The following is a 15,085-nucleotide window of genomic DNA, read 5'->3' as shown; positions in this document are numbered from 1 at the left end:
CTGACAGGGCGGGGGCCGTCACGGTCCCGTCGGCGCGGGTTCCTGTTCCGCTTCCGGTTCCGGTGACGGCGTCGGGGGTTCGCCGAAGCGGGCCAGTACCAGCGCCCCCGCCACCGCCACCGTGAAGCCGAGGATCGCCAGCCACGCCAGGCCCTCGCGGGTGCGGTCGCCCAGCCAGATCACGCCGACCAGCGCCGGGCCGATCGTCTCGCCGAGGACCGCGCCGGCCGTCGCCGTCGTCACCGACCCCCGCTGGAGCGCGGAGGTCAGCAGCACGTACGCCGTCACGCCGCCCAGGAGCAGCGCGTACACCGCGGGGTTCGCGAGGGACCAGCTGTCGATCAGCCGGACCGCCACCTCCACCACCCCGAAGCCGAAGCCCGCGCAGAGTCCCAGGGCCAGCGCCCGTGGCCGGCCGGGCAGCCGCCCGGCGGCCGCGCCGAGAGCCAGCACCCCGAAAGCCGCCGCGAGCATCGCCCACCGCAGCGCCTCCGACGAGCTCTGCTCGCCCTCGTCGCCCGAGGCGAGGGCGAGCATCGCGAGCCCCACGCACACCACGCCCACCGCCGCCCACTCCATCCGGTGCAGTGGGACCTTGAGCAGCCATGAGGCCGCCACCGCCGTGACCGCCAGGCTCGCGGCGAGCGCCGCGCCCACCATGTAGATCGGCAGCGTCAGCAGGGCGACGACCTGGAGGCCGAAACCGATGCCGTCCAGCGAGAGCCCGGCCAGATATCGCCACTTCCGCATCACCCGCAATTGCAGGGCCACGTCGACGCCGGCGCCCGTCCCGGGCGTCGCCTCCCGCGCGCCGAGCGCCTGCAGCACGGAGGCCATGCCGAAGCAGAGCGAGGAACCGAGAGCGCAGATCATCCCAAAGAGCACGAATGGACTCTAGTGCGGCGCCGCTCGGACACCGGCCTAAACTGTGCGGTCGCGACCACGCGATGGGGAGGCTGATTCATGCGCAGGCTGAGGTCGAGCACGGTCGTGCTCGGCGGTATGGGAGTACTCGCGGCGACGATAACGTCCTGCGGCTCCGAGCCGGACAAGCGGTGTGTCGACCCGCTGACCCGCGAGAAGCTGCCGAGCTACGAGTGCGAGAGCGGCAGCGGAGGCTCGACGGCCCGCGGGTCGTACTACTACGGCGGCCGGGTGAGCGACGACAAGGTCAGCGGCGGCAGCTTCGACAAGACGGCCGTCGACACCGGCGGCTTCGGCTGTTCCGGTTCCGGCGGCGGCTGAGCGGAGGGACGGGCGGACGGGGCGGACGGAGCGGGACGGACGGAGCGGACGGCATGCGGCGGCACACGATCGAACCCCGGCCGGGGTGGCAGCAGACGGTGGAGGAGCAGGGGCTCGTCTACCCCCTGACGCGCTACCCCGACGGTTCCCTGCGCCCGTACTGGGACGAGAGCGCGTACTACTCCTTCACCCTCCCCGAGGTCGAGGCCCTGGAGGAGGTCGTCGAGGAGCTGCACGCGATGTGCCTGGCGGCGGCCGCGCACATCGTCGAGCAGGATCGTTTCGCCGACCTCGGTCTCACCGACCCCCGGCTCGTCTCCCTGGTCGCCGAGTCCTGGCGCCGCAGGGCCGAACTGCCGTCGCTCTACGGCCGGTTCGACCTCCGTTACGACGGCACGGGCCCGGCCAAGATGCTGGAGTACAACGCCGACACGCCGACCTCGCTGGTCGAGGCCGCGAGTCCGCAGTGGTTCTGGATGGAGGAGCGCTTCCCCGGCGCCGACCAGTGGAACTCGCTCCACGAGCGGCTCGTCGACGCCTGGAAGCGGCAGGCCAGACTGCTGCCGCCGGGCAACCCCGTGCACTTCGTCCACTCCGACGGGGACGAGCTCGGCGAGGACCTGATGACGGTCGCGTATCTGCGCGAGACCGCCCAGCAGGCCGGGCTCGACACGGAGGCGCTCTCGGTCGAACAGATCGGCTGGGACCGGCTCTCGGGGCGGTTCGTGGACGACCGGCTGCGGTTCATACGCAGCTGCTTCAAGCTCTACCCGTGGGAGTGGCTGGCCACCGACCGCTTCGGCCCGTACGTCCTGGACACCCTCGACAACGGCGGTGGCACGGGTACGACCTGCTGGATCGAGCCCGCCTGGAAGATGCTGCTCTCCAACAAGGCCCTGCTCGCGATCCTCTGGGAGCTGTACCCGGGCCACCCGAACCTGCTGCCGGCCTATCTCGACGGCCCGCGCGAGCTGGCCACGACCGGCGGCTACGTCGCCAAGCCGCTGCTCGGCCGCGAGGGCGCCGGCGTCACCGTCCACGAACCGGGCTCCGCCCCCGTCGCTCCGGCCGAACGCGACGAGCCCTGCTGCTACCAGGGGCTCGCCCCGCTGCCGGACTTCGACGGGAACCGTGTGGTGCTCGGCGCGTGGGTCGTCGAGGACGAGGCGGCGGGGCTCGGCATCCGGGAGTCGGCGGGCCTGATCACGGACGAGTACGCGCGTTTCCTGCCGCACGTCATCCTCTGACCGCTCCCGCCCCCGCCGCACGTCATCCCCGGACCGCTCCCGCCCCCGCCGCACTCGAAACGGGGCCGGTCACTCCGAGAGGACCGCCCGCAGCTGCTCCAGACCCCAGTCCAGATCCTCCTTTCCGATCACCAGCGGAGGCGCGATCCGGATCGTCGAACCGTGCGTGTCCTTCACCAGCACACCCCGTTCCATCAGCTTCTCCGAGATCTCCCGGCCCGTGCCCCGCGACGGCGCGATGTCGACACCGGCCCACAGCCCGCGCCCGCGCACCGCCTCCACCGCGCCCCCGCCCACGAGCAGCCGCAGCTCCGCGTGCAGATGCTCGCCCAGCTCCGCCGCCCGCTGCTGGTACTCGCCCGTCCGCAGCATCGCGATCACCTCCAGGGCCACCGCGCACGCCAGCGGATTCCCGCCGAACGTCGAGCCGTGCTCACCCGGCCGGAACACCCCGAGCACATCCCGGTCCGCGACCACCGCGGAGACCGGGACGACACCGCCGCCCAGCGCCTTGCCCAGGACGTACATGTCCGGCACCACGCCCTCGTGCTCGCACGCGAACGTCCGCCCGGTCCGGCCCAGACCCGACTGGATCTCGTCCGCGATGAACAGCACGTTCCGCTCGCGGGTCAACTCCCGCACCCCGCGCAGATAGCCGGCCGGCGGGACGAGCACTCCCGCCTCGCCCTGGATCGGCTCGATGAGCACCGCCACCGTGTGCGCGGTGACCGCGCGCTCCATCGCCGTCAGATCGCCGTACGGGACGATCTCGAACCCCGGCGTGTACGGGCCGTAGTGGTCGCGGGCCTCGTGGTCCGTGGAGAAGCTGACGATCGTCGTCGTGCGGCCGTGGAAGTTGTTCGCCGCGACCACGATCTTCGCGTGCCCGTCCGGCACGCCCTTGACCTCGTACCCCCACTTCCGCGCGGTCTTCACGGCCGTCTCGACGGCCTCCGCGCCCGTGTTCATCGGCAGGACCATCTCCTTGCCGCACAGCTCGGCGAGCCGTGTGCAGAACTCCGCGAACCGGTCGTGGTGGAACGCCCTCGACGTGAGCGTCACCCGCTCCAGCTGCGCCCGCGCGGCGTCGATCAGCCGCCGGTTGCCGTGCCCGAAGTTGAGCGCCGAGTACCCGGCGAGCATGTCGAGATAGCGGCGCCCCTCGACATCGGTCATCCAGGCCCCGTCAGCCGAGGCGACGACGACGGGCAGGGGGTGGTAGTTGTGCGCGCTGTGCGCCTCCGCGGAAGCGATCGCGTCTTGCGTACTCGACACGGGATCTCCGTTCGTCCTGCGGGCTGGGGCGTGTGTGGCTCCCTTTCCTATCGTCGCTCGGATGCCGGACGAAGAAACCTGCGCGACGGCGCGCCCGCTACTCTGGGAACACGCACGGCGACTGGCGTACGGGGAATCGACCCTGGGGGAGCCGCGCGCGGCAGACCACACGAGATGCCGCCCGCCTGGGCATCTTCGGGAACCGAACCTCCCGCGTGGTGCCGCCCAGCAGGACTGAGCCGTACCCCGGGATCCGCCGATCGCCCGGAGGAACGCCATGACCACCATCCCGCAGTCCGACGATCTCGCCGCCCGCCACCCCGCCCTGGCCGCCGCCGACCCCGAACTCGCGGCTCTCGTCGTCGCCGAGGAACAGCTCCAGGCCGAGACCCTGCGGCTGATCCCCAGCGAGAACTACGTCTCCCGAGCCGTGCTCGAAGCCTCCGGCACCGTCCTGCAGAACAAGTACAGCGAGGGCTACCCCGGCCGCCGGTACTACGAGGGCCAGCAGATCATCGACCAGGTCGAGACCCTCGCCGTCCAGCGCGCCAAGGCCGTCTTCGGCGTCGACCACGCCAATGTGCAGCCCTACTCCGGTTCGCCCGCCAACCTCGCCGTCTACCTCGCCTTCGCCGAGCCCGGTGACACCGTGATGGGCATGGCCCTGCCGATGGGCGGCCACCTCACCCACGGCTGGGGCGTCTCCGCCACCGGCAAGTGGTTCCGCGGTGTGCAGTACGGCGTACGCCAGGACAACGGGCTCGTCGACTTCGACGAGGTCCGCGAGCTCGCCCTCAAGGAGCGCCCGAAGGTGATCTTCTGCGGTGGCACCGCGCTGCCCCGCACGATCGACTTCGCCGCCTTCGCCGAGATCGCCCGCGAGGCCGGGGCCGTACTCGTCGCCGACATCGCCCACATCGCCGGCCTCGTCGCGGGCGGCGCCCACCCCTCCCCGGTCCCGCACGCCGACGTCGTCTCCACCACCACCCACAAGACCCTGCGCGGCCCGCGCGGCGCCATGCTGATGTCCCGCGAGGAGCACGCCAAGGCCCTCGACAAGGCCGTCTTCCCCGGGCTCCAGGGCGGCCCGCACAACCAGACCACCGCAGCCATCGCCGTCGCCCTGCGCGAGGCGGCCCAGCCCTCCTTCCGCGACTACGCCCACGCGGTCGTCGCCAACGCCAAGGCCCTCGCCGAGGCCCTCCTCGCCCGTGGCTTCGACCTCGTCTCCGGCGGCACCGACAACCACCTGATCCTGATGGACCTCACCCCCAAGGAGGTCCCCGGCAAGATCGCCGCCAAGGCCCTCGACCGCGCCGGGATCGTCGTCAACTACAACACCGTCCCCTACGACCCCCGGAAGCCCTTCGACCCCTCCGGCATCCGTATCGGCACCCCCTCCCTCACCTCCCGTGGCCTCGGCACCGAGCACATGGCCCTGGTCGCCGCCTGGATCGACCGCGGCGTCGCCGCCGCCGGCTCGGGCGACGAGGACGCCCTGCGCACGATCCGCGCGGAGGTCGGCGAGCTGATGGCCGCCTTCCCGGCCCCCGGCCTCCCGGGCTGACCGACCGCGGCCGGGCTCCCCGGGGGACCCGGCCGCGGCCCCCGGCTCTCGGCCCGCGGGCACGGTCGGCGCCCACCCGCTCCCGGCTCAGCCCGCCGATTCGGCCAGGGTCCGTGCCCGTTCCAGGGACGGCTCGCCCTCCAGCCGCAGGGTCAGGGCTCCCGCGTTCCTCGTCCAGAGGAGCGTGGGGCCCGCCGTGCGTATCGCGTGGGTCCAGGTCCGCCCGCTCGCGTCCGTCATCGGGAAGCGGAGCAGATGGGGCTCGGCGAACCAGTAGCCCTCCGCACCGTCCGGCAGGTCGACCCACTCCGGGTGCGTCCGCACCTGCTTGGCGAAGCCCGCCTCCAGCCGCGCCGGGAACTCGTCCAGCCGGACCGTCCCGCCATCGTCCCCGCGCCAGCACAGGCTGATCACCGCCCGCCCCTGCTCCGCCGAGCCGGTCACCGAGACCGCGTCCGGCGTGCCGAGCCCGCTCGGTAGCAAGGGCTCGAACCCCGCCCTGCGCCCGGCCTCCTCCAGCGGAACGGCCCCGGCGCACGCAGGCACCGCCGCACCCGGCGCCGGATGCGCACCGGGGTCGTACCGGACCTCGACCCCGCCGAAACCGAACCAGTCCGCCACCGTCGCCCGCACCGGAGGCGTGAGCACCAGGACCACCAGCACCCCGGAGAGCGCCGCGAGCAGCGCCTTCCAGCGCCTGCGCAGCCCCTTGAACCGGCGCCGCCGCACCGGCGTCGGCACCCGCTCCGCCAGGAGCTGGGCGAGCACCCGCTCGGCCATGGTCTCGCCGTCCACGTCCGGCACCTTCAGATGGCGCCCCAGCTCCCTCAGCTCATCCGGGAGCCCGTCGCCCGCCCTCTCGTCACGCATGCTCGTCACCTCCCTCCAGGACCGGCCCGAGCCGCTTCAGCGCGCGGCTCAGCCGGGACTTCACCGTCCCGCGCGGCCAGCCCAGCGCGGCCGCCGTCTCCGTCTCGTCCAGCTCCAGCAGATACCGGTGGATCACCACCTGCCGGTGGTCCTCGCTCAGTCCGTCCAGGGCCGCGAGCAGCTGACGGCGCCTCTCCTGCTCCTCGGCCGCCACCGCCGGGTCCGCCCCGTCCGGTATCAGCGGCTCGGAGGCCAGCAGCTCCGCCTCCCGCCCCGCGACCGCCCGCTGCCGGCCCGCGGCGCGGACTGTGTTCCTCGTCTCATTGACCACGATCCGCAGCAGCCACGGGCGGAACGCCGCCCCCTCCTTGAACCGCCCCAGCGAGCGGTACGCCTTGAAGAAGGCCTGCTGCACCACGTCCTCGGCATCCGGGCCCGCGCCGCACGCCACCGCCGCTCTCAGCGCGACCGCCGTGTGCGCGCGGACCAGCGTCGCGTACGCCTCCGGCTCCCCGGCGCGCACGCGAGCGATCACCGCGGCCTCGGCCTCGTCCACGACGACCCGGCCCCCCTCCAGCGTCCTCACACCTTTGATACACCGGCAGAACAGGATCGGTTCCCAGTCCGGAATCAGTTCCGGCACCTGAGAGAATGTGGGCATGGCCTCTGACAGCCCGCCCGTCGCCCACCACCACCCCCAGGGGAATGGCTTCGCCATGCAGCAACGTCCGCGAGTGCTCTCCGGAATCCAGCCCACCGCAGGCTCGTTCCACCTCGGCAACTACCTCGGTGCGGTCCGTCAGTGGGTCGCGCTGCAGGAGTCCCACGACGCCTTCTACATGGTGGTGGACCTGCACGCGATCACGGTCCCGCAGGACCCGGCGGAGCTCCGCTCCAACACCCGGCTCGCCGCCGCGCAGCTGCTCGCCGCCGGCCTCGACCCGGAGCGGTGCACCCTCTTCGTCCAGAGCCACGTGCCCGAGCACGCGCAGCTCGGCTGGGTCATGAACTGCCTCACCGGCTTCGGCGAGGCCTCCCGGATGACGCAGTTCAAGGACAAGTCCGCGAAGCAGGGCGCCGACCGGGCCACCGTCGGTCTCTTCACGTACCCGATCCTCCAGGTCGCCGACATCCTGCTCTACCAGGCCGACCAGGTCCCGGTGGGTGAGGACCAGCGCCAGCACATCGAGCTGACCCGCGACCTCGCGGAGCGGTTCAACGGCCGCTTCGGTGAGACGTTCACGATCCCGGCGCCGTACATCCTGAAGGAGACGGGGAAGATCTACGACCTTCAGGACCCGTCGATCAAGATGTCCAAGTCGGCGTCCACGCCGAAGGGGCTGATCAACCTCCTCGACGATCCGAAGGTGACGGCGAAGAAGGTCAAGAGCGCAGTGACCGACACCGACACGGTCATCCGTTTCGACCCGGAGAACAAGCCCGGCGTCTCCAACCTGCTCGGGATCATGTCCACGCTCACCGGCACCAGCGTCCCCGACCTGGAGAAGAGCTACGAGGGCAAGATGTACGGCGCGCTGAAGACCGACCTGGCCGAGGTCATGGTGGAGTTCGTCACGCCGTTCCGGACCCGTACGCAGGAATACCTGGACGACCCGGAGACGCTGGACTCACTCCTGGCCAAGGGCGCGGAGAAGGCCCGCGCGGTCGCCGCGGAGACCCTGGCGCAGACGTACGAGCGGATGGGCTTCCTGCCCGCGAAGCACTGAGTCCGAGGACTCTGGCCTCAGGGGTGGTGCAGGCCGCACACTGGCGGCTGCACCACCATTCGCCCGACATGACACGACTACGGAGGAGAACGACGTGGGGACCGTAACGCTCGGCGTTTCGATCGCGGTCCCGGAGCCCTACGGCAGCCTGCTCCAGGAGCGGCGCGCGGGCTTCGGGGATCCCGCAGCCCATGGCATTCCCACGCACGTCACCCTCGTCCCGCCGACCGAGGTGGACGAGGAGCGGCTGCCCGCGATCCAGTCCCACCTCGCCGAGGTCGCGGCGGGCGTCCGGTCCTTCCCCGTGCGGCTGAGCGGTACGGGAACGTTTCGCCCGCTGTCGCCGGTCGTGTACGTGAGGCTCGCCGAGGGCGTCTCCGCCTGTGCCTGGCTCCAGGAGCGGGTGCGGGACGAGTCGGGGCCGCTCGTGCGCGAGCTGCAGTTCCCGTACCACCCGCACGTCACCGTCGCGCACGGCATCGCCGAGGAGGCGATGGACCGCGCCTACGCGGAGCTGGCCGACTTCGAGGCCGCGTGGACCTGCTCCTCCTTCGCCCTGTACGAGCAGGGCGCGGACGGGGTGTGGCGCAAGCTCCGCGTGTACGAGTTCGGCGACGGGCGCTCCGTCTCCGCCGTCCCGGCCCAGGGCTGCTCACCGGTCGACGAACCGACCCCGACGACGGGCTGACCGCCCCGGACGGGCCGTCCGCGGGGGCCCGCCCCGGCCGCCCCGCTCCGGCCGGCCTGCGGCTGCCGCCGCCCGCCCCCCGACGCGTGCTCCCGGTGTCAGACCGGCAGTCGCCGGAAGACCGCCCTCGGCACGTGCCGCAGCGCCGACATCACCATCCGCAGCGCCCCCGGCACCCACACCGTCTCCGAGCGCCGCCGCAGCCCCAGCTCGATCGCCGTCGCGACCGCCTCCGGTGTCGTCGCCAGCGGCGCCTCCTCCAGCCCGGTCGTCATCCGTGACCGTACGAATCCGGGGCGTACGACCATCACGTGCACCCCGGTCCCGTGCAGCGCGTCCCCGAGCCCCTGGGCGAACGCGTCGAGACCGGCCTTGGACGAGCCGTAGATGAAGTTCGCGCGGCGGGCGCGCTCGCCGGCCACCGACGACAGCACCACCAGCGAGCCGTGCCCCTGCGCCTGCAGCGCGCCCGCGCAGACCAGGCCCGCCGAGACCGCCCCCGTGTAGTTGGTCTGGGCGACCCGGACGGCGGCCAGGGGATCGGCCTCGTCGTGCGCCTGGTCGCCGAGGATCCCGAAGGCGAGCAGCACCATGTCGACGTCGCCCTCGGTGAAGATCTTGCCGAGCCGCTCCTCGTGCGCGTCGGTGTCGAGCGCGTCGAACGGCACCGTCCGCACGTCCGCGCCCAGCGCGCGCAGGGAGTCGGCGGCGGCCGCGAGGCCGGGGGAGGGGCGTCCGGCGAGCCACACCGTACGGGTGCGGCGGGCGATCAGCCGGCGAGCCGTGGCGAGCCCGATCTCGGAGGTGCCGCCGAGCAGGAGCAGGGACTGCGGGGCACCGAAGGCGTCCTTCATGACGATCAAACTCCTCAGAGAGCAATCAGAGGGCGAGACGACGGGAGAGGTCCGAGGTGAAGACGGACCGCGGGTCGAGCGTGGCCCGCAGCGCGCGGAAGTCGGCGAGCCTCGGGTACATCGCGTGCAGCAGCTCGGGCCGCAGCCGGGAGTCCTTGGCGAGGTAGACCCGGCCGCCCGCCTCCGCCACCTCCTCGTCCAGCTCGTCGAGGAACGCGCCGAGACCGGAGAGCCGGGCCGGGATGTCGAGCGCGAGCGTCCAGCCGGGCACGGGGAACGAGAGCCACCCCGGGTCGCCCGCGCCGAAGCGCTTCAGCACGGCGAGGAACGACGGACAGCCGCGGCGCGCGATGCGCTTCACGATCCGGCGCAGGGTCTCCTCGTGCCCGTGGCCGACGACGAACTGGTACTGGACGAAGCCGCCGCGCCCGTAGATCCGGTTCCAGTGCGGGACGCCGTCCAGCGGGTGGAAGAAGGCGGACAACCGCTGGAGTTCGCCGGTGCGGCGGCGGGGCGCCCCGCGGTACCAGAGCTCGTTGAACACGCCGACGGTCGTGCGGCCGAGCAGCCCCTCGGGGACGAGGGAGGGAGCGGCGGGCAGCCGGCCGGGCCGGAAGGCGAGGGGCGCGCGCCGGGCCCGGCGGTCCCGGAGGGGGATCGCGTCGTACGGGGCGTGGTCGCCGCGGGTGAGGACGGACCGGCCGGTCGCGGCGCCGCGCGCCAGCAGGTCGATCCAGGCGACCGAGTAGCGGTGGCGGTGGTCGGTGGAGGTGAGCCGGGCCATCAGCTCGTCGAGGTCCGCGGCGCGTTCGGTGTCGACCGACATCAGGGAGGTCTCGACGGGGAGCAGCCGGAGGGTCGCGGAGAGGATCACGCCCGTCAGGCCCATGCCGCCGGTGGTGGCGTCGAAGAGGTCGGTGCCGGGGACGACGGTGTGGATCTCCCCGTCGGCGGTGAGGAGTTCGAGAGCGGTCACATGGCGGCTGAACGAGCCGGAGACGTGGTGGTTCTTGCCGTGGATGTCGGCGCCGATCGCGCCGCCGACGGTGACGTAGCGGGTCCCGGGGGTGACGGGGACGAACCAGCCGAGCGGCAGCAGGACCTCCATCAGGCGGTGCAGGCTGACACCGGCGTCGCAGACGACGAGACCCTCGACGGCGTCGACCGAGCGGATGCGGTCGAGGCCGGTCATGTCGAGGACGGAGCCACCGGCGTTCTGCGCGGCGTCGCCGTAGGCGCGGCCGAGACCGCGTGCGATGGAGCCGCGGGCGCCGCAGGAGCGGACGACTTCGGAGGCCTCCTCGTAGGTCCGGGGGCGGTGCACGCGCGCGAGGGTGGGGGCGGTGCGTCCCCAGCCGGTGAGGGGCTCGACGTCGGAGTGGGCAGCCATGAGGGCGACCGTATCGCCCCGTCTATGCGTTATGCCGGGTTTGCTCTTCGGTTCGCCAAATGGGTGATTAAAGGAGTGTCAGGAAAGATTGCCGTGCGGTCGCCGGGCCGCCGGGTCAGAGTCACCCCGGGTCGACGGAGGAGTCCACCGACAACCGGGGAGGCGGAGCCGATGCGATACGCGGACTGGGCCGGGGCCGAGAGGAGACTCCTGGCCGTCCTGCGCGCCTGCGGGCGCCACGCGCCCGTGGCGACGGCCGCCCGCGCGCTGTCCTTCGGCGGCGAGCACGGCGCCCTCTGGCTCGCCGCCGGGCTCACCGGCGCGGCGGTGGACCGGGACCGGCGGACCGGCTGGCTGCGCGGCACGGCCCTGGTCGCCGGTGCGCATCTGGCGAGCATGGGCGTCAAGCGGGTGGTCCGGCGGCCGAGGCCCGGGGCGGCGGCGTACGAGCCCCTGGTCCGCACGGCGGGCCTGCACTCCTTCCCCAGCTCCCACGCGACCTCCGCCGCCGCGGCGGCCGTCGCCTTCGGCGCCCTGCACCCGGGGGCCCGCCGCGTCGCCGCCCCCGCGGCGGCCGCGATGTGCGTCTCCCGGCTGATCGTCGGCGTCCACTACCCGACGGACGTGGCGGCCGGCGCGCTCCTGGGCGCGGCGACGGCCACGCTGGGCCGCCCCTGGCTACGCCCGCCCGGCCCCGCGGCCCCACCGCCCCACGCGCGCGTGGCGACCCTGCTTCACGGCGGGCGTCGTGGCTGAGCGGGCCGTCGGCGGTGCCGTGCTCGACAAGCCCGTCGCCGTACGGGAACGGCCGCGCGGGCGCGGTGGACGGCGGGCGTACGCGGTGGCCGCCGGGCTCGTCAGGACCGCGCGCCCCCGGCAGTGGGTCAAGAACGTGCTCGTCGTCGCCGCGCCCGTCGCCGCGGGGGAGCTCGTCTCCTGGCACACCGCCGTCCGACTCGCCCTCGTCTTCGTCCTGTTCACGGCAGCCGCCTCCGCCGTCTACCTGCTCAACGACGCCCGCGACGCCGCCGCCGACCGCGCCCACCCCGTCAAGCGCCGGCGCCCCGTGGCCGCCGGTCTCGTGCCCGTACCCCTCGCGTACGTCACCGGCGCCCTCCTCGCCCTCGCGGCAGCCGTCGCGAGCGCGGTCCTGTGCAACGCGATGACCGCCGCGCTCCTCATCGCGTACCTCGTCATGCAGTGCGCGTACTGCCTGCGTCTCAAGCACGTCCTCGTCGTCGACCTCGCGGTCGTCACCACAGGCTTCCTGATGCGGGCCATGATCGGCGGGGTCGCGCTGGCGATCCCGCTCTCCCGCTGGTTCCTGATCACCACCGGCTTCGGCGCGCTCTTCATGGTCGCCGCCAAGCGCTACTCCGAGGCCGTCCAGATGGAGGACGCGCGGGGCGCGACCCGCGCGCTGCTCACCCAGTACACGACCGGATACCTGCGCTTCGTCTGGCAGTTGGCGGCCGGGGTCGCCGTCCTCGGCTACTGCCTGTGGGCCCTGGAGAGCGGCGGCGTCGCCACCGGCTCCCTGCTGCCCTGGCGCCAGCTCTCCATGATCGCCTTCATCCTCGCCGTACTGCGCTACGCCGTCTTCGCCGACCGCGGCTCCGCCGGCGCCCCCGAGGACGTCGTCCTGCGGGACCGTCCCCTCGCGGTCATCGGCCTGGTCTGGGCGGCGATGTACGGCATGGCGGTCACGGACCTCTGAGGGCGGCCGGGCCCCACCTCGGCGCCCGCCGACACGAGGTCAGGACTCGGCGCCGCCAACAGCAGGGTTCCGGTCGGGTGTCTGCGATTCTGGGGGACCTTGACGCTCGTCTTCCGGACTAACGGTGGATCAAGGGGTACGCGTACGACATGGACTGGTTGACCAAGCTCCCCGTCATCGGCCCCTGGGTCGCCCGGCTCATGCGGACGCACGCCTGGCGTTCGTACGAGACCCTCGATGCCGCCCACTGGACCCGGCTCGCCGCCGCCATCACCTTCATCAGCTTCCTCGCGCTGTTCCCCCTGATCGCCGTCGCCGCCGCGGTCGGCGCCGCGCTGCTCAGCCAGGAGCAGCTGGACAAGATCGAGGACAAGGTCTCCGACCAGGTCCCCGGCATCTCCGACCAGCTCAACATCGGCGGGCTCGTGGACAACGCGGGCACGATCGGCCTCGTCGCCGGCGCGCTGCTGCTCTTCACCGGCATCGGCTGGGTCGGCTCGATGCGTGAGTGTCTGCGCGCGGTGTGGGGCCTCGACGACCAGGACGAGGGCAATCCCTTCGTACGCAAGGGCAAGGACGCGCTCGTGCTGTTCGGCCTCGGCGGGGTCGGCCTCTGCTCGCTCGCCGCCTCCTGGCTCGGTTCCACCGCGGTCGGCTGGAGCGCCGACCGGGTCGGCATCTCGGGCGAAGGGGCCACCGGGATCCTGCTCCAGGTGGCCTCCGTCGCCGTCGCCGCCGCCGCGGGCTTCCTCGTCCTGCTCTACCTGCTGACGCTGCTCCCCGACGTCCATCCGCCGCGCCGCCGCCTGGTGGTGGCGGCGGTGATCGGAGCGATCGGCTTCGAGCTGCTGAAGCTGCTGATCGGCGGCTATATGCGGGACGTCGCGGGGAAGTCGATGTACGGCGCGTTCGGCGTCCCGGTCGCGCTGCTGCTCTGGATCAACTTCACCGCGAAGCTCCTGCTCTTCTGCTCCGCCTGGACGGCCACGGGTTCACGTTCCGGGCCGGCGGACTCGGAGCCTACGGAGCGCCCGGACCAGCCGGAGCGCCCGGAGCAGGAGGGGAACCCGGACCAGCAGGGGCGTCCGGACCGGTAGAGGTGTCGGAACCGGCGGGCGCGTCCGTCCGGGGACGGCGACGGACCAGCTCCGGCAGCGGCCAGCGGCGGTTGACGAGCAGGACGCCACCCGCGAGCAGCACCAGGACGCCGCCGACCACGCCGAGGGCCACCCCGACGCCACCGGACTTCTCCGCGGCGGCGGCCTTGGCGGTGTCCGAGCCCGGCGCGTTCTCGCCCGGCGCCGGCGACGAGCCGTCGCCCTCGGCGGTCGGGTTCGTACGGGCGGACTTCGGCGGGACCAGCTCGCCGACCGGCTGTACCTTCCCGGCCGCGGCGAAGCCCCAGTCGAGGAGCCGGGCGGTCTCCTTGTAGACCGCGTGCTGCTCCTTGGAGGACGGGTTCAGCACCGTCACGAGCAGGACTTTGCCGTTGCGCTCCGCAACGCCGGTGAAGGTCGAGCCGGCGTGCGTGGTGTTGCCGTTCTTGACGCCGGCGATGCCCTGGTACGGCGCGATGCCCAGGGCGCCGGTCAGCAGCCGGTTCGTGTTCTGGATCTCGAACGTCTCGCGCTTCTTGCCCGGCTTCTGCTCACCGGGGAACGCGGCGCGGGCCGTCGCGGCGTACTCCCGGAAGTCCGGCTTCTGCATACCGCTGCGGGCGATCAGCGTGAGGTCGTACGCGGACGAGACCTGGCCCGGGGCGTCGTAGCCGTCCGGCGACTCGACGTGGGTGTCGAGCGCCTGGAGCTCGTCGGCGCGGGCGTTCATGTCCTCGACGGTCTGCCCGAGGCCGCCGTTCATCGCGGAGAGCACGCGCACGGCGTCGTTGCCGGAGCGAAGGAAGACACCGAGCCAGAGGTCGTGGACGGTGTAGGTCTGCTTCTCCTTGATCCCGACGAGACTGGAGCCCGCGCCGACACCGGCCAGATCCTGCGGTGTGACGGTGTGGGTCGCCGTCCTGGGGAACTTGGGCAGGACCGTGTCCGCGAAGAGCATCTTGAGCGTGGAGGCGGGAGCGAGGGGCCAGTGGGCGTTGTGCGAGGCGAGCACGTGACCGGTCTCCGCGTCCGCGACGATCCACGACCGTGCGCTGAGCTCCTTGGGCAGCACCGGAGCGCCGGGCCCGAGCTTCACCTGCGTGCCGGGCACGGCGAGCAGCGTTCCGCCCACGGACGACATCCGGGCGGGCGGCTTGGGCTGCTTCTCCTCCTTGTTGTCCACCGTGTCCGCGAGGGCGGGGGCGGCGGTCAGAAGGGGGAGCAGCGCAGCAGCGGTGACCGCCCAAGCGGTCTTCTTCGAAGCAGACACGATCGAAAACGTACAGGCATCCACCAACGATCCGAACCCCGCCAGGCGGTTCGCACGGAGGGGACCACTCGGACGCTGCCCCGCCCCAGGGCGATCCGGAGGCCCCTGATGCCCGGCCCGCCCCGGGGACGAGGCACG

Annotated in this window: 15 protein-coding genes and 1 riboswitch; of the genes, 8 read left to right on the top strand and 7 right to left on the bottom strand. The window is 72.7% G+C overall.

The features are described 5' to 3' along the window. Positions 1–18: 18 nt before the first annotated feature. Complete coding sequence (locus tag M5362_RS21385) at positions 19–873, bottom strand: hypothetical protein (RefSeq protein WP_260229553.1); 855 nt, start codon at positions 871–873, stop codon at positions 19–21. 90 nt (positions 874–963) lie between these two features. On the opposite strand from M5362_RS21385, the gene M5362_RS21380 reads away from it, so the two are divergent. Then, complete coding sequence (locus M5362_RS21380) at positions 964–1,245, top strand: hypothetical protein (RefSeq protein ID WP_260229297.1); 282 nt, start codon at positions 964–966, stop codon at positions 1,243–1,245. A 53-nt stretch (positions 1,246–1,298) separates the two neighbouring features. Beyond that, positions 1,299–2,492: a glutathionylspermidine synthase family protein gene (locus M5362_RS21375; RefSeq protein WP_260229296.1), complete on the top strand. Its 1,194-nt coding sequence runs from the start codon at positions 1,299–1,301 to the stop codon at positions 2,490–2,492. A gap of 69 nt (positions 2,493–2,561) precedes the next feature. On the opposite strand, the gene rocD is transcribed toward M5362_RS21375, so the two are convergent. Continuing rightward, positions 2,562–3,767, bottom strand: a complete 1,206-nt coding sequence (gene rocD, locus M5362_RS21370) for an ornithine--oxo-acid transaminase (protein WP_260229295.1) — start codon at positions 3,765–3,767, stop codon at positions 2,562–2,564. Positions 3,768–3,874: 107 nt separating this feature from the next. Beyond that, positions 3,875–3,965, top strand: a riboswitch (ZMP/ZTP riboswitch). A 79-nt stretch (positions 3,966–4,044) separates the two neighbouring features. Between rocD and glyA the strand changes: the two genes are divergently transcribed. Further along, positions 4,045–5,334, top strand: a complete 1,290-nt coding sequence (gene glyA / locus M5362_RS21365; RefSeq protein WP_260229294.1) for a serine hydroxymethyltransferase — start codon at positions 4,045–4,047, stop codon at positions 5,332–5,334. An 87-nt stretch (positions 5,335–5,421) separates the two neighbouring features. Here the strand turns inward: glyA and M5362_RS21360 are convergent, their stop codons facing one another. Further along, positions 5,422–6,204 carry a hypothetical protein gene (locus M5362_RS21360; RefSeq protein WP_260229293.1) on the bottom strand — a complete coding sequence of 261 codons (783 nt, stop codon included), beginning with the start codon at positions 6,202–6,204 and terminating at the stop codon, positions 5,422–5,424. Further along, positions 6,197–6,790 carry an RNA polymerase sigma factor gene (locus M5362_RS21355; protein WP_260229291.1) on the bottom strand — a complete coding sequence of 198 codons (594 nt, stop codon included), beginning with the start codon at positions 6,788–6,790 and terminating at the stop codon, positions 6,197–6,199. The genes M5362_RS21360 and M5362_RS21355 overlap by 8 nt, the downstream gene beginning before the upstream one ends. A gap of 130 nt (positions 6,791–6,920) precedes the next feature. Between M5362_RS21355 and trpS the strand changes: the two genes are divergently transcribed. Further along, complete coding sequence (gene trpS / locus M5362_RS21350; RefSeq protein ID WP_260229552.1) at positions 6,921–7,931, top strand: tryptophan--tRNA ligase; 1,011 nt, start codon at positions 6,921–6,923, stop codon at positions 7,929–7,931. A gap of 94 nt (positions 7,932–8,025) precedes the next feature. Then, on the top strand, positions 8,026–8,619 hold the full coding sequence (locus M5362_RS21345; RefSeq protein ID WP_260229290.1) for a 2'-5' RNA ligase family protein: 594 nt from the start codon (positions 8,026–8,028) through the stop codon (positions 8,617–8,619). Positions 8,620–8,717: 98 nt separating this feature from the next. Here the strand turns inward: M5362_RS21345 and M5362_RS21340 are convergent, their stop codons facing one another. Both M5362_RS21340 and M5362_RS21335 read right to left on the bottom strand, forming a co-directional pair. Further along, positions 8,718–9,473: a decaprenylphospho-beta-D-erythro-pentofuranosid-2-ulose 2-reductase gene (locus M5362_RS21340; protein ID WP_260229289.1), complete on the bottom strand. Its 756-nt coding sequence runs from the start codon at positions 9,471–9,473 to the stop codon at positions 8,718–8,720. Positions 9,474–9,498: 25 nt separating this feature from the next. After that, positions 9,499–10,863: an FAD-binding protein gene (locus M5362_RS21335; RefSeq protein ID WP_260229288.1), complete on the bottom strand. Its 1,365-nt coding sequence runs from the start codon at positions 10,861–10,863 to the stop codon at positions 9,499–9,501. 171 nt (positions 10,864–11,034) lie between these two features. Here M5362_RS21335 and M5362_RS21330 point away from each other — a divergent pair, with 171 nt between their 5' ends. The 3 genes from M5362_RS21330 (at position 11,035) to M5362_RS21320 (ending at position 13,677) form a co-directional block, all read left to right on the top strand. Continuing rightward, on the top strand, positions 11,035–11,619 hold the full coding sequence (locus M5362_RS21330) for a phosphatase PAP2 family protein (protein WP_260229287.1): 585 nt from the start codon (positions 11,035–11,037) through the stop codon (positions 11,617–11,619). Continuing rightward, positions 11,612–12,580 (top strand): decaprenyl-phosphate phosphoribosyltransferase, encoded by a 969-nt coding sequence (locus M5362_RS21325; RefSeq protein WP_260229286.1) that lies wholly within the window; start codon positions 11,612–11,614, stop codon positions 12,578–12,580. Before M5362_RS21330 ends, M5362_RS21325 begins: the two co-directional genes overlap by 8 nt. A 149-nt stretch (positions 12,581–12,729) precedes the next feature. Further along, entirely contained in the window at positions 12,730–13,677 is a 948-nt protein-coding gene (locus M5362_RS21320; RefSeq protein ID WP_260229284.1) for a YihY/virulence factor BrkB family protein, read from the top strand. On the opposite strand, the gene M5362_RS21315 is transcribed toward M5362_RS21320, so the two are convergent. Next, positions 13,601–14,947 (bottom strand): D-alanyl-D-alanine carboxypeptidase family protein, encoded by a 1,347-nt coding sequence (locus tag M5362_RS21315; protein WP_260229283.1) that lies wholly within the window; start codon positions 14,945–14,947, stop codon positions 13,601–13,603. The two genes, M5362_RS21320 and M5362_RS21315, sit on opposite strands and share 77 nt — an antisense overlap. Between the last annotated feature and the right edge of the window lie 138 nt (positions 14,948–15,085).

The sequence above is a fragment of the Streptomyces sp. Je 1-79 genome (assembly GCF_025195125.1).
Taxonomy (GTDB): Bacteria; Actinomycetota; Actinomycetes; order Streptomycetales; family Streptomycetaceae; genus Streptomyces.
The sequence above is the reverse complement of the archived record's forward strand: the minus strand, read 5'-3'. Positions and strand labels throughout refer to the sequence as shown.

Excerpts from the sequence above, each read along its gene's own strand:
- M5362_RS21385 (WP_260229553.1), bottom strand. The coding sequence starts at position 873 with ATGATCTGCGCTCTCGGTTCCTCGCTCTGCTTCGGCATGGCCTCCGTG.
- M5362_RS21380 (WP_260229297.1), top strand. The coding sequence starts at position 964 with ATGCGCAGGCTGAGGTCGAGCACGGTCGTGCTCGGCGGTATGGGAGTA.
- M5362_RS21375 (WP_260229296.1), top strand. The coding sequence starts at position 1,299 with ATGCGGCGGCACACGATCGAACCCCGGCCGGGGTGGCAGCAGACGGTG.
- glyA (WP_260229294.1), top strand. The coding sequence starts at position 4,045 with ATGACCACCATCCCGCAGTCCGACGATCTCGCCGCCCGCCACCCCGCC.
- M5362_RS21360 (WP_260229293.1), bottom strand. The coding sequence starts at position 6,204 with ATGCGTGACGAGAGGGCGGGCGACGGGCTCCCGGATGAGCTGAGGGAG.
- trpS (WP_260229552.1), top strand. The coding sequence starts at position 6,921 with ATGCAGCAACGTCCGCGAGTGCTCTCCGGAATCCAGCCCACCGCAGGC.
- M5362_RS21340 (WP_260229289.1), bottom strand. The coding sequence starts at position 9,473 with ATGAAGGACGCCTTCGGTGCCCCGCAGTCCCTGCTCCTGCTCGGCGGC.
- M5362_RS21335 (WP_260229288.1), bottom strand. The coding sequence starts at position 10,863 with ATGGCTGCCCACTCCGACGTCGAGCCCCTCACCGGCTGGGGACGCACC.
- M5362_RS21330 (WP_260229287.1), top strand. The coding sequence starts at position 11,035 with ATGCGATACGCGGACTGGGCCGGGGCCGAGAGGAGACTCCTGGCCGTC.
- M5362_RS21320 (WP_260229284.1), top strand. The coding sequence starts at position 12,730 with ATGGACTGGTTGACCAAGCTCCCCGTCATCGGCCCCTGGGTCGCCCGG.